Annotated in this window: 10 protein-coding genes; 4 read left to right on the plus strand and 6 right to left on the minus strand. The window is 43.9% G+C overall.

The genetic code is table 11. The features are described 5' to 3' along the window. Window positions 1-148 precede the first annotated feature (148 nt). Both NXX38_RS23570 and NXX38_RS23575 read left to right on the plus strand, forming a co-directional pair. The gene (locus tag NXX38_RS23570; protein WP_148364739.1) at window positions 149-445 is read left to right on the plus strand and encodes a septum formation initiator family protein; all 297 of its coding nucleotides are present in this window, start codon (window positions 149-151) and stop codon (window positions 443-445) included. A gap of 3 nt (window positions 446-448) precedes the next feature. Beyond that, entirely contained in the window at window positions 449-790 is a 342-nt protein-coding gene (locus NXX38_RS23575; protein WP_148364738.1) for a hypothetical protein, read from the plus strand. A 99-nt stretch (window positions 791-889) separates the two neighbouring features. Here NXX38_RS23575 and NXX38_RS23580 read toward each other — a convergent pair whose 3' ends face one another. Both NXX38_RS23580 and NXX38_RS23585 read right to left on the minus strand, forming a co-directional pair. After that, window positions 890-1,492 (minus strand): OmpH family outer membrane protein, encoded by a 603-nt coding sequence (locus NXX38_RS23580; protein WP_004300804.1) that lies wholly within the window; start codon window positions 1,490-1,492, stop codon window positions 890-892. Between the two features lie 27 nt (window positions 1,493-1,519). Then, on the minus strand, window positions 1,520-1,753 hold the full coding sequence (locus NXX38_RS23585; RefSeq protein WP_004300805.1) for a hypothetical protein: 234 nt from the start codon (window positions 1,751-1,753) through the stop codon (window positions 1,520-1,522). Window positions 1,754-1,886: 133 nt separating this feature from the next. Between NXX38_RS23585 and NXX38_RS23590 the strand changes: the two genes are divergently transcribed. Both NXX38_RS23590 and NXX38_RS23595 read left to right on the plus strand, forming a co-directional pair. Further along, window positions 1,887-3,347 (plus strand): aminoacyl-histidine dipeptidase, encoded by a 1,461-nt coding sequence (locus NXX38_RS23590; RefSeq protein ID WP_148364737.1) that lies wholly within the window; start codon window positions 1,887-1,889, stop codon window positions 3,345-3,347. Further along, window positions 3,328-4,527, plus strand: coding sequence for an endonuclease/exonuclease/phosphatase family protein (locus NXX38_RS23595; RefSeq protein WP_258981366.1), 1,200 nt, complete (start codon window positions 3,328-3,330; stop codon window positions 4,525-4,527). The genes NXX38_RS23590 and NXX38_RS23595 overlap by 20 nt, the downstream gene beginning before the upstream one ends. Before the next feature lie 165 nt (window positions 4,528-4,692). Here NXX38_RS23595 and NXX38_RS23600 read toward each other — a convergent pair whose 3' ends face one another. The 4 genes from NXX38_RS23600 to NXX38_RS23615 all read right to left on the minus strand — a co-directional run bounded on the left by NXX38_RS23600 (window position 4,693) and on the right by NXX38_RS23615 (window position 13,522). Then, window positions 4,693-5,868 (minus strand): mechanosensitive ion channel family protein, encoded by a 1,176-nt coding sequence (locus tag NXX38_RS23600; RefSeq protein ID WP_148364735.1) that lies wholly within the window; start codon window positions 5,866-5,868, stop codon window positions 4,693-4,695. 140 nt (window positions 5,869-6,008) lie between these two features. After that, window positions 6,009-7,826, minus strand: a complete 1,818-nt coding sequence (locus tag NXX38_RS23605; RefSeq protein WP_258981367.1) for an alpha-L-fucosidase — start codon at window positions 7,824-7,826, stop codon at window positions 6,009-6,011. Between the two features lie 144 nt (window positions 7,827-7,970). After that, window positions 7,971-11,045, minus strand: a complete 3,075-nt coding sequence (locus NXX38_RS23610; protein ID WP_258981368.1) for a glycoside hydrolase family 2 TIM barrel-domain containing protein — start codon at window positions 11,043-11,045, stop codon at window positions 7,971-7,973. A 152-nt stretch (window positions 11,046-11,197) separates the two neighbouring features. Further along, on the minus strand, window positions 11,198-13,522 hold the full coding sequence (locus tag NXX38_RS23615) for a glycoside hydrolase family 20 protein (RefSeq protein ID WP_258981369.1): 2,325 nt from the start codon (window positions 13,520-13,522) through the stop codon (window positions 11,198-11,200). Between the last annotated feature and the right edge of the window lies 1 nt (window position 13,523).

The raw sequence follows: 13,523 nt of genomic DNA on the forward strand, positions 1-13,523 counted from the left end.
TCTCTCTGTTTTTTGAATTTTCGCTTATTCTGCAAATGTACACAAAAAAAGTGATAAGTAATAAGGGATAAAGAGAGAAGTTTTGAAGCCGAAGCGATAAGTTTTTAAGTTATTAGTTTTATCTTTGCAGATATTAAAAGGAGAAATTATGGGTAAACTAATCAGTATCTGGAGTTTCATATGCAGACGCAAGTACCTCATTACGGTCGTTGCATTTGCTGTTATCATTGGCTTTCTGGACGAGAACAGCCTGATTCGTCGTTTCGGATATGAACGGGAAATCAGCCAGTTGAAAGAAGAGATAGAAAAGTACCGGACAGATTACGAAGAGAATACCAAACGTCTCAACGAAATAAGTACCAATCCGGACGCCATCGAACAGATCGCCCGTGAAAAGTATCTGATGAAGAAACCCAACGAAGATATTTACGTTTTTGAAGATTAAAGAATGAAACAATTAGTACCTGCCCTTTTTGTCGTGGGCGCCATAATGGCTCTCGCCGGAGCAGCCGTATTTATCACCGGATGGATATACGCTCCTTACATATATACTGTTGGAGCCGGATGTATCGCATTGGCACAAGTGAACACACCCGTCAAAGGAAAGAGCAAAACATTGAAACGCCTGCGCGTTCAGCAGATATTCGGTGCACTGGCACTTATCCTGACCGGAGCCTTTATGTTTACCACACGAGGCAATGAATGGATTGCCTGCCTCACAGTTGCTGCCATCCTCGAACTTTACACCGCTTTCCGTATTCCACAGGAAGAAGAAAAAGAAAGATCATAAAAAAGCCCGTTCATGGCTTCGCAGTCTTGAACAGGCATAACTTTTTTAATTCGATAATGTTCCGTCCTTTTTATAAGGAACGGAACAGTTTAATATCATTTATTTCTTCACAGGTGAATATCTTGCATTCAACCCATCAACAATTTCTTTTGTAATATTGAAAGTGCTGTCAGCATAAAGCAGGTTATCGAAACCAGTGTTGCTGAAGATCAGGCTATATCCGTGAGTCTTATTATATTCTTTCAGGAAAGCGTTGATAGAATCGCGGAATTGCAAGCTATTCTTATTGTTCTCTTCCATCAGACCATTCTGAAGTTTGTTGCTCAACTCTTGCAAATCTTGTTCCAACTTCACCAGACGGTTGTACTCTTGCTGCGCTCTATCTTGTGACAGGAAAGCATTATTTTCAACTTTCTTCTGAAAATCTTGTTTTTCCTTGTTCAAAGAGGTAGCCTTCTGATTCAATGTCATACGAACGTTTTCGCTCTTCTTTACCATCGCCTCATTCAAGTCAATACAGAAATTGTATTTGGCAAGCAGCGTATCTATTTCAACATAGGCAATTTTCATTCCTGACAGTTCGGCATTAGCCTGCGCCGGAGCATTTGTAGTTTGATTGTCAGTTTTGCCAGCACATTGTGAAAATAAAACGATAAACGCAAGAGCAGCCAAACCGTTCATGAGGTAGTTCATTCTATTCATAATTAATAAGTATTGTTTTTAATAAATTTAATTCATACTATCGTTCAAGGCTTTTTCCAACTCGTTAATAGAAAAACGCGGTTTCTTTTGTGCTTCGCGATCTTGCGACTGTGCGCATCCGATTCCTTTCTGACGCAACGCTTTATTCCCGCTCACATGACCATTCGGGAACTTCCCACCCTTCGTAAAGAATACTTTCACCCCTAATAATACCAGGGAAATAGCAACTATTAACAAAGTTATCAGTATAGTCTCAACCATTTCTATTAATTTTGTGAGTGCAAAGATAGGCTTTAATGAGATATGAGTTCAGATAAGTCAATCAAATTAACCATATTTAGCAATAGAAGAAGCGAAAACAGCCCTTCTATTCCTATTATAAAATAGAAACAGCATGGAAAAAAAAGACTTAAAGCCGGCTGGCGTATTCAAGTATTTCGAGGAAATCTGCCAAGTGCCGCGCCCTTCGAAGAAGGAAGAGAAAATGATTGCCTACCTGAAGGCATTCGGAGCAAAACATAATCTGGAAACCAAGGTGGACGAAGCCGGCAACGTACTGATTAAAAAGCCCGCTACTCCGGGAAAAGAAAATCTGCAAACCGTCGTTCTGCAATCGCATATCGACATGGTATGCGAAAAGAATAACGACGTTCAACATGACTTCCTCACCGATCCCATCGAAACGGAAATTGACGGTGAATGGCTGAAAGCCAAAGGCACTACCCTCGGAGCCGACAACGGTATCGGTGTAGCTACCGAGCTGGCTATCCTGGCTGACGACAGCATCGAGCATGGTCCGCTGGAATGTCTGTTTACCGTAGACGAAGAAACCGGACTTACCGGAGCTTTCGCCCTGCAAGAAGGCTTCATGAGTGGTGACATCCTTCTGAACCTCGATTCGGAAGATGAAGGGGAAATCTTTATCGGATGTGCCGGAGGTATTGACTCCGTTGCAGAATTTACTTATAAGGAAGTGGAAGTTCCCGCCGGATATTTCTTCTTCAAGGTGGAAGTGAAAGGGCTGAAAGGCGGTCACTCCGGTGGCGATATTCACCTGGGACGTGGCAATGCCAACAAAATTCTGAACCGCTTCCTTTCCCGCATGGCTGCCAGACACGATCTGTACCTATGTGAAATCAACGGAGGTAACCTGCGCAACGCTATTCCCCGCGAGGCTTATGCCATCTGTGCTGTTCCCGAAGATGCCAAACACGATGTCCGCACCGAACTGAATATCTTCACCAGCGAAATGGAAGACGAATTATCCGTTGTAGAACCCGACTTAAAACTGGTTCTCGAATCGGAAAATCCACGCAAAATGGCTATCGACCAAGATACTACCGCCCGTTTATTAAAAGCTCTGTATGCAGCTCCTCACGGTGTATATGCCATGAGCCAGGATATTCCCGGACTGGTGGAAACTTCTACCAATCTGGCATCTGTCAAGATGAAGCCCAACCATATCATCCGCATTGAAACCAGTCAGAGAAGTTCTATACTGTCCGCACGCAACGATATGGCGAACACGGTTCGTGCCGTATTCCAACTGGCAGGAGCCAATGTTACTTTCGGAGAAGGTTATCCGGGATGGAAACCGAATCCACATTCGGCCATCCTCGAAGTAGCTGTTGAATCATACAAACGTTTATTCGGCGTAGATGCGAAAGTAAAAGCAATCCACGCAGGATTGGAGTGCGGCCTGTTCCTTGATAAGTATCCAACGTTGGATATGGTTTCTTTCGGACCGACACTTACAGGCGTTCACTCTCCCGACGAACGGATGCTTATTCCTACCGTAGAGAAGTTCTGGAAACATCTATTGGATATCTTGGCACATGTACCTGCCAAGAAATAACAGACAGACCAAATATCACAAAGAAGAGTATGGTAACAAGCGAAAAAAAAATGCTGTTGCCATGCTCTTTTTCACAATGTTTTTAATTGTCGTAAGTTTCTTCGCTCCTTGTTATGTCATCGCACAAGACTATCATAGCAAACAAGCTCCCTGTCAGGAAGAAAGAATCCCTTTCCGTGTTGTCAGCTGGAACATAGAAAACCTGTTTGATACGCATCATGATAGTTTAAAGAACGACCGTGAGTTTCTTCCCGATGCGCTGCGTCATTGGAATTATAGCAGATATAAGAAAAAGCTGGCTGATGTGGCGCGCGTAATCACAGCTATTGGAGAATGGAATCCTCCTGCGCTAGTCGGATTATGCGAAGTAGAAAATGATACGGTGCTGCGTGATCTGACCCGCCGTTCTCCTTTAAAAGAGCTTAACTACCGTTATGTAATGACTGATTCCCCTGATTTGAGAGGGATTGACGTAGCCCTGCTTTATCAACGGGATTTATTCAAGCTATTATCTTCCCGTTCTATCCCCATTCCTCCATTGGGACAATACCGCCCGACAAGAGATTTACTGCACGTCAGCGGACTTCTGTTGACAGGAGATACATTAGATGTATTTGTCTGCCATCTCCCAAGCCGTTCGGGTGGAGCTAAAGAATCGGAACCCTATCGTTTATACGCAGCTCAAATTCTGCGCACGGAAGTCGATCACATTCTGAATATTCGTTCTCATCCACAAGTTATTATTATGGGGGATTTCAATGATTATCCCACGAATCAATCTATCCAGAAAGTACTGGAAGCCGAAGCACCTCCCATTACTACCCAAGATCCAGCCTCAACACTCAACTCCACCAACCGTTCAACAATTGTTCCTTCCTCATTAAAACTATATCATCTGCTTGCCCGGAAAGCAAAGTCAAAAAGCTTCGGTTCTTACAAATATCGCGGTGAATGGGGGTTGCTTGACCACCTGATTGTATCGGGCACTCTATTAAATCAATCGAGCCATTTTTTCACCAGTGAAGAAAGAGCAAACGTCTGTCTTCTCCCCTTTTTACTGAAAGAAGACGAGAAATATGGGGATAAAGAACCTTTCCGCACCTACAAAGGAATGAAATATCAGGGAGGTATCAGCGATCATCTTCCTGTTTATGCAGACTTCGAACTGATTTCCTATTGATTAGAACTCACTAAACGACGTCACAGTATATTCTGACAAGAGATCATTCTCACCGTAGTGAGAAAATATTCTCATTGCAATGAGAAAAAGTTCTCACCACTATGAGAATAAATTCTCATAGTGGTGAGAATACTTGAGAATATATATTCCCCTGTTGATGGTTGACTAATCCGAGTACTGATAAACTTTTAAATCAAACTTCGGAACCATTGCCAGCAAATGATCGAAGATATCGGACTGAATACGCTCGTATTCTTTCCAAACCTTATTGCGGGAGAAGAAGTAAACCTGAATAGGTACTCCGTACATGGTAGCTTCTTTCTGGCTGATAATCAGATCCAAATCCTGATTGACCACAGGCAGACTGCACAAATAGCGCTCAATATACACCCTGTACACTTGAGAATTGGTAGGAACCACTCCTTCTTCCGGTTGATAATCCGCCATTAATGGAATTTCTTTCCGGTAACGGTCCAGCATTTCCGGCGTACAGAATTGAAGTGTAGTTAAATCCAAAGTGATATTCTTCATCACCCGTCGTCCTCCCGACTGCACCATTCCCCGCCAATTCTGGAAAGGGCTGCTCACTAACGTATAAGGGGGAATAGTGGAAATGGTATTATCAAAATTCTGAATCTTGACCGTATTCAATGTTATCTCCTGTACCGTACCATTTGCGTCGCCGGAAGGCAATGTTATCCAGTCGCCCGGACGGACCATGTCATTGGCAGAAAGCTGGATACCTGCCACAAAGCCTAATATGGAATCCTTGAACACCAACATCAAAATAGCTGCCGAAGCACCCAACCCGGCAAACAAAGTGGCAGGAGACTTATTCACGATAATGGCAACGATCACAATTCCACCTACAAAGAAAAGAAGCACCTGCAAGACCTGAATAAACCCTTTCATCGGGCGATCCTTCATCGTTTCTTTTCCATCATAGATATCCATTATCATCAACAGAATCCCATTGATAGCCAATAGTAAAGAGAAAATAATATAAATGACACATACCTTTTGAGAAATCAACAACAACTCTTTTCCCCGGATAAAAGCCATCGGCAACAAAGCATAAACCAAAAAAGCCGGGATGGTATGAATCAAATGATGAAACACCTTGCGCTTCATCAGCAATGTATTCCACTGATGGGGCTTCCGCCTCGTATACTGTTTCATTCCTCCGATTAGAATCGCCTGGCAGAGGTAATTCAGAACGATGGCAACCACTATCATCAATAAAGCCATAATAGTCTCATCAAAACGATCGGCAACAGCCGGATCTATTCCCCAATTTATGAGGGTTTTATTCATCCATTTTCCTAAATCTACTACTAACATAACTTCTGTCTTTTTTTAATTAATAACAGTAAAATATTCATTTGGTTTAGAAAAAAAAGAGACCGGCACCTGATTCATTAAAAATCAAGAGGCCGGTCTACACTGCTATTCTCTAAACATATCTTCCGATGAGGGCTCTATCAGGGAGCCACCATCACTCCTATTTCATCCATATTTACTTTAGCAACGGCAGCATCAGGTGTAGTGGCCTCCAGTTTAATAAAACGTGCCCGCACTTTCTGATTGAAAGCAACCGTCTGTGGCAACGGATTATGCATGATATTGCTGAACTCCCCACTAGTAGGCACCTCTTTCCAATTCTTACCATCCACACTTACAAAGAATTTATAACGGAATGCCATCGTTGGCTTAGCCTCGGCTTTCGCGGGAGCATACGTAAAACTGTTCAATGTTACTGTCTTCCCCAAATCAACCGTTAATGGAGAGACGGCCACTTGTTTCCATCCGGAACGCGGCAAATTATTCCAGTCTTCTTTCTTTGTTTCTTCCTGCAAAAGTTCCGCATAATAGGCAGCAACCTGACTAATAGATGCAGTCAACCGGCATTCGTCTATTTTCACGCGAAGCTTACTGGCTTTAACTGCCGGAAAACGCAACATACGCTTATATCCTATCGTCGTACCTTTTCCAACTTCCTTCCAACCATTATCAGTCAGGGCTTCCACCGTAAAGGCTTCTACCCGCTGCCCTTTCGTTATATCCTCCTGAAGCATCACCACATTTATCTCTGCATTCGGCTTCAATGAATAAACCTTTTCACTGCCGAAAGTTGCATTCCAATATTTTCGGCCATTCACAACCTTGTTAGAAGCGAATACCCGCTCACGATAAACTGCAAATTCATTCAATCGCTGCACATCGGCTTCATTAATCAATCCCCTACGATCCGGAGGAATATTCAGCAACAAAACGGAATTATAACCTACTGATTGAAAATAAATATCCGCCAAATGTTTCAAAGACTTCACTTTGCTGTCTTCTTCCACATGATAGAACCATCCCGGACGAATGGATACGTCCACCTCCGAAGGATACCAGAATAATTCCGTAGCTTTCTCCAATATCTTACGACTTCCCAAATCTTCCGCTTTACCAAAAACTCCCAGACGATTATTATTCTCTTGTGAACGGGTATATATGCCGGGAGTTAGCACAGTTGCACTCCATTCAGTTGCACGTCCTAATCCTTTTTCGTTTCCTACCCAGCGGACATCATCCCCCATAATTGCCATCACAGCTCTGGGTTGAAGACGTTGGATGGTCTGATAGAAAGCATCCCAATCATACACCTGTTTCTTTCCGTTCGGACCTTCTCCATTCGCTCCGTCGAACCAGACTTCATGCACTTCACCATAATTAGTGAGCAATTCAGTCAGTTGCCGGATAAAAAAATCATTGTAACGGGGAGAGTCTCCATAACATTCCGCATTCCGGTCCCAGGGAGAAAGATATACTCCAAACTTCATATCATATTTATCACAGGCAGCACGAAGTTCTTTCACTACATCGCCTTGTCCGTTTTTCCAGGGAGAAGAGGCTACGGAATGTTTGGTAGTAGCCGTAGGCCACAGGCAGAAACCGTCGTGATGTTTTGCAGTCAGAAGCACCATTTTAAAGCCGGCTTCCTTGAGGGTACGTACCCATTGTTCAGCATCCAGTTCCGAAGGGTTAAAAAGTGCGGGGTCCTCTTTTCCGTCGCCCCATTCACGTCCGGTAAAGGTGTTGATTCCGAAATGAAGGAAAGCAGTCAGTTCCATTTGCTGCCAGGCATATTGCTGCGGAGTGGGTACCAGCCGTGCTGCCATATCGACTTTCTGTTCGAGAGTTGCACCCTGAGGAAACTCAACATGCTTCACATAATAGTTTTCTTTTTTCTGCGCCTGCACTCCACCCATGAGAGTAACAGACAATAAAAGAGAGGTTAGTAGTTTATTCATGGTCTATTCATTATTGTAATCGTACAAAGATAAAATAAAGGTGCAGATTTCAACGATTATCACAGAATACTTTCTTACGATATTCCATCCAATCAGTGCAACCCCCACCTTTATATATTATCTAAAAACCTATTGATTCAGTATCTATTTCACCGGATAAAGGGTAAATTCAAAACTCTGTTTCTTTAATGGAACCAGATATTGCGGTAATACTCCGGGACCACAAGTGGCCGTTCCCACGCCTGCCTGTTCGGCATCCAGATGTACAGTCAGCAATCCGTCACGTTCCAGTTCATTAATATGGCGGGCCTTCTCTAATAATACATCCGAGAAAGGAATGATACTAAACTGGAAAGCACGATCCGACTCAACAAAGATGCCTTCGCCGGAAGTATCTGCCAATTTTGCCCAACGTACATCGGTGCGGTTACCCGTAGCCTGCGGAGCAACATAATAATGGAACATCCGTTCCGGTGTGGTCTGATATACACCGATTTTGCCGGATTGATTGCGGTCAACGTATGTTTCATTGTCCCCACGTCCCAGATAAGAAACCTGATCGTAAGAGTTCGCTACCCGGAATATCAGTCCCAAGCGGGCTATGGATTTCACGATGGTCGTATCAGGTTGGAAAGTAGTGTGTACCTTCAGTGCACCGTTTTTATCCAACGAATACACAAAGTCGGCTGTTCCTACCTTTTGATTTTTCGCATTTAGAATTTCTACACGGGCAGTAGTCGAAGTCTTACTTTCCTTCAGTGAAATTACTTTCTGGGTCAGACCATCCAGTCCTGCATCGCGCCACAGGCGTGCGCCGTTCTTATCCCGGTTGTCATTATCCGTTGCCGGGCGGAAAAGGCTCAATGTCAGCGGAGCAGCCAATAAATCTTTGCCGTTCAGATTCAATGAAGTAAGCGCTCCTGTTTTCTTATCAACGGTGAAAGTCGTTTCGCCTGCTTTTTGCGGACGGTAGCCTGTGTAATTCTTATTACCGGCAAGTACAAACTGGTCGTATGCCACTTCCCAGTCCTTATCTATCATTGAAGAAGCTTCACGACGGGTCCAGCTGATATTCAGATAAGCCTCACGGACTGTATTCGGAAATTTTACAGCACCCAAAGTAACATCGACGGTGGCGTGCGGCGCACAATCAACCATTTTCGTACCTTCCGCCAATATCTTGCCATTATCTGCCGTCACATTCCAGTTCAGTATATACTCGTTCAAGTTAGAGAAATCATACCAGTTCTTAACACGGATGGTCAGATTCTTCTGATTTGCGAGCGTTGCTTTTATGTTCTGATATACTTTCTTTACTTCGAGCAAATGCGGGTGCGGTTCACGATTAGCACCTACCAAGCCGTTACAGCAGAAGTTGCCGAAACTCGGAATTCCTTCCGGTCCGTAATCACCGCCATACGTCCAGTACCATTTACCGTTCTTGTCTATTTCGCGGAATGACTGATCCACCCAGTCCCAAACGCAGCCGCCTTGTGCCATCGGGTTGTTTTCAAATACATCCCAGTATTCTTTCAGTCCACCGCAACTATTACCCATTGCATGGAGGTATTCACAAAGAATGAAAGGACGATAGATGTCTTTCTCGTTTACATACGCTTTGATGTCGTCCACACTGCGGTACATACGGCAGTAAATATCTGTGTTATAGTTCAATTCAGCACGTTCATACTGCACGGGACGAGTTTTCTCTACCGATTTCAGCCAGTCATAGGTACGTTCGAAGTTGATTCCGTTTCCGGCTTCATTTCCCAACGACCAGATAACGATAGCCGGGTGATTCTTGGAACGCTCATACATGCGGTGGGTACGATCCATGTGCGCAGTCAGCCAAGTACTATCCTTGGCAAGGGAAGCAGGACCATATCCCATTCCGTGAGATTCGATGTTTGCCTCGTCAATCATGTACAAGCCGTAACGGTCGCAAAGTTGATACCAGTAAGGATGCGTGGGATAATGTGAGTTACGCACGGTGTTGATATTGTGCTGCTTCATCAGTTTGATGTCCAGTTCCATCAGTTCCTTGCTCACGGTACGTCCCAGTTGGGAGTGTTCGTGACGGTTGGTTCCCTTCACCAGTACCGGAACGCCGTTGATACAGAAACGTCCGTCTTTAATCTCCGAGGTACGGAAACCTACTTCACAGCCGGTCAGTTCAGTGACCTTGCCTTGTTCATCTTTCAATTCGAGCATTAATGTATAAAGATAAGGATGCTCCGCGCTCCAAGCCTTTACACTGGGGAGCTTCTTTTCTTCAAATGCGATAAAATTGCTCAATCCACGGGATTTTATCCGGATAGCATCCTGCAAAACAGCTTTACCATCAGCATCTTTCAGTGTATAAGCAATGGAAGAAGTAGTAGCGGAAGGTCCCTCTACGGTCACTTCAAGTCCGAAAATACCATCTTTGTATTTCTCTTTGTCTAAAGAAGCATTCAGTTTATAGTCTGCAATATACTGTTTGGGGGTACTGTAAAGATACACGTCACGTTCGATGCCGCTCAAACGCCACATATCCTGACATTCCAGATAAGCGCCCGAACTCCAACGGTACACCTCCAAAGCGACCACATTTTCACCTTCATTCAGTACATCTGTAATATCCCATTCGGCAGCCGTCTTTGATCCCTGGTTATATCCCAGTAATTTTCCATTCACCCATACATAATAGAAAGAAATAACTCCTTCACAACAAAGTACAACCCTGCGTCCTTGCCAGTCGGCAGGCACTTTGAAGGTACGGCGGTAGGAGCCGACTTCATTCTCTGCATAAGGAACCAGCGGCGGATTTTTCTTGAAGTTGAACATTTTATCATCAAACTCGTACGTCTCGTTGACATAGATAGCTGTACCATACCCCTGTGGTTCCCAGTTACCGGGCACGTTGATGTCCGCCCATCCTCCTGTATAATAAGAAGGTTGGTAAAAGTCCTTCGGACGGTTATCGGGATTCTTCACCCAATGGAATTTCCACTTTCCGTTCAGGCTCATATAAAATGGAGACTGCTCGTATCCTCCCGGCTTTTCAATGTCGGAAGCGTTGGCATAAGGCCATACGTATGTGTGAGGAGCGAGTTTGTTCAGTCCCACCGCATATTGGCTTTGCCATTCGGGCAACGGTTGTTGTTGCGCTAACATGAAAGTTGTGGCAGCCAGTACTGCTGATAAGATTAAAAACGTTCGTTTCTTCAGGTTATTCATGGTTAAGTACTCATTATTAATTTAGTTCATACTATTTCTTAAAGCTATTATTTTAAGGCACGGATTACACAGATTTCACAGCTTCAGTACTATGATTACGCAAAGCAACAGTGTTAATCCGTGTAATCCATGCCTCAAATAACCAATATTGATTATTCAATCATTATTTCATCAAAATAAACTCTCGCCTCTTGTCCCGGACGTACATGGTCGGCAGGACATTCTCCCGCCCCTTCTGCCGTTACACGGACATATCTTGCTTCCGTTCCTTTCATATCCATGGAGAAATCTTCGATAAAGGTTCCTTCACGGAATATATCCCGGAAAGTAAAATTCAGACCTGCTACCTCACGATAGGTTTCGTTATCATCTGAAACTGCGATACGGATTGATTTCGGTTTATGTACCGCCATGCCGTAATTAGTGATACAACCTATAGTAAAAGCATTCAATTTTTCTTTTTGCAGCAAATCTATCGTAAAAGATATGTGGTCGCTCTTCTCCCAACAACACCATTCAAAGTCTGTATACTTCAAGCTACCACGTAATCCGTTCGTCATGAGTTTCTCATTCGGTTTATTTCCGAGGATAGGTTTGCCGGTCGCTTTGTTCCAGACAATAGGTAATACAAGCGTCTGCCCCATCTGCTCACCTTGTGCAAAGGTAGCACTCTTAATGATTTGAGTCGCCGTTACCGTTAATGAATCGGTATATAAAGATGAACTAGCCGTCGGCTCGCTACCATCTACTGTATAACGGATTTCCACATCAGGACGAATACACTCCAACTTCACTTGCAACACACCATTTTCGGGAGTCACTTTATGCTGGATATTATACATGGAACGAGCATAAACAATTCCCTTCTCTGCAAGATGCTCATTATACCTGTCCATTCCTTTCAGGAACAAAGCCCAGTCTTTTTTATCCGGTTGTGTCCAAGCTACTTCGGCTAACGCGGCTAAACGAGGAAATAAAAGATAGTCCACATCTTCCGGTTTATTACAGAATTCTGTCCACATACAAGCCTGTACACCCATCAATAACGAAGCATATTCCGGTTTCCAATCCTTTTGTACCGGCTCGTAGTCATACACGTCTTTCAGGGTATTATTCCCGAAATATGTCAACGGTTCAAACCACTGCGGTCCCTGATAACGAATCAGATACATAATGCGTGCCGGAGTCATAATAAAACGATGTCCTTTCTCTGCCGCCTTCAATGCAGCCTGTCCAAACCCTTGCCAACCAAGAATAATAGACTCTTCCGGCAGAAAACTGCTATTGGTCAGTTCATCCCAACCGATCACCTCTCTGCCTTTGCTACGTACATAGTCACTTATCCGCTTCATGAAATATCCTTGCAGGTCCTCTTCATTAGCCAGATTTTCTTTTTTCATCCGTGCCTGACACAACGGACACTTCTTCCAATGTGTTTTTTGAGCCTCGTCACCACCAATATGGATATAGCGTGAGGGAAACAATTCCATGATTTCATCCATCACATTTTGCAAAAAGTTGAAAACACTGTCGTTTCCTGCACAATAAATGATCTCGGAATTTCGTCCTCCCAAGCCGGGCAATACACCAATATAATCCTTCACCGTCGGGCAAGCCAGTCTGGGATACGCTGTCAATGCAGCATTGCTATGAGCAGGCATATCTATTTCGGGCACAATCTCAACCTGACGTTCAGCAGCATAAGCCACCATTTCCCGGATGTCCTCTTGGGTATAGAAGCCTCCTACCGGGGTAGGTTCTCCCTTTTTCGGATTGCGACGGGCAGGAAAAGGCAAATCCTGATGATCCACCCGCCACGCACCGACTTCCGTCAATCGGGGATATTTCTTTATTTCCACCCGCCAGCCATTGTCGTCTGTCAAATGAAAATGAAGTGTATTCAGTTTAAGCATTGACATACAATCAATGATACGTAATACATTTTCTTTAGGAATAAAGAAACGGGATGCATCCAACAACAATGCCCGGTATCCGAAACGTGGTTCATCCTGAATGATTACGACCGGAATGCTCCATTCCAATTTCTTGTCCAACAAACTTTCTCTTTCAATGGAGGGAGGAAGTAATTGGCGAATTGTTTGTAAGGCATAGAAAAAGCCTTTGTTATCCGAAGCCTTAATAACGATCTCTTGGGGAGAAACTTCCAAAGAATAGGCTTCGCTCTTCAAAGAAGGGTCTGTCAGCAAACGGACATTCCCCTCTCCTCCTACATTCAGTTTGGGGGTAAAACCGGCTGTACGAGTAAACAAAGTAATCAAACCTCTTGCAATTTCCGCCTGCTCCTCATTCTCCACTGCAAAAACTGTCTGATCGGAGAATAAATGGTTGCCACTGCCCGGCATCATCTGTGCCGGGCGCGGAACCATAGAAATACTGCGTGTTAAGTTTGTATTATCACATCCTGTCACTATTGATGCCAGAAATCCGGTCAACAGTATGAAGATATATTTTATCATG

The sequence above is a fragment of the Bacteroides sp. BFG-637 genome, from assembly GCF_024793605.1.
GTDB lineage: Bacteria > Bacteroidota > Bacteroidia > Bacteroidales > Bacteroidaceae > Bacteroides > Bacteroides vicugnae.

Bases quoted from the DNA above. Each gene is read 5' to 3' on its own strand.
- NXX38_RS23570 (WP_148364739.1), top strand. From the start codon at position 149: ATGGGTAAACTAATCAGTATCTGGAGTTTCATATGCAGACGCAAGTAC.
- NXX38_RS23575 (WP_148364738.1), top strand. From the start codon at position 449: ATGAAACAATTAGTACCTGCCCTTTTTGTCGTGGGCGCCATAATGGCT.
- NXX38_RS23580 (WP_004300804.1), bottom strand. From the start codon at position 1,492: ATGAATAGAATGAACTACCTCATGAACGGTTTGGCTGCTCTTGCGTTT.
- NXX38_RS23585 (WP_004300805.1), bottom strand. From the start codon at position 1,753: ATGGTTGAGACTATACTGATAACTTTGTTAATAGTTGCTATTTCCCTG.
- NXX38_RS23590 (WP_148364737.1), top strand. From the start codon at position 1,887: ATGGAAAAAAAAGACTTAAAGCCGGCTGGCGTATTCAAGTATTTCGAG.
- NXX38_RS23595 (WP_258981366.1), top strand. From the start codon at position 3,328: ATGTACCTGCCAAGAAATAACAGACAGACCAAATATCACAAAGAAGAG.
- NXX38_RS23600 (WP_148364735.1), bottom strand. From the start codon at position 5,868: ATGTTAGTAGTAGATTTAGGAAAATGGATGAATAAAACCCTCATAAAT.
- NXX38_RS23605 (WP_258981367.1), bottom strand. From the start codon at position 7,826: ATGAATAAACTACTAACCTCTCTTTTATTGTCTGTTACTCTCATGGGT.
- NXX38_RS23610 (WP_258981368.1), bottom strand. From the start codon at position 11,045: ATGAATAACCTGAAGAAACGAACGTTTTTAATCTTATCAGCAGTACTG.
- NXX38_RS23615 (WP_258981369.1), bottom strand. From the start codon at position 13,522: ATGATAAAATATATCTTCATACTGTTGACCGGATTTCTGGCATCAATA.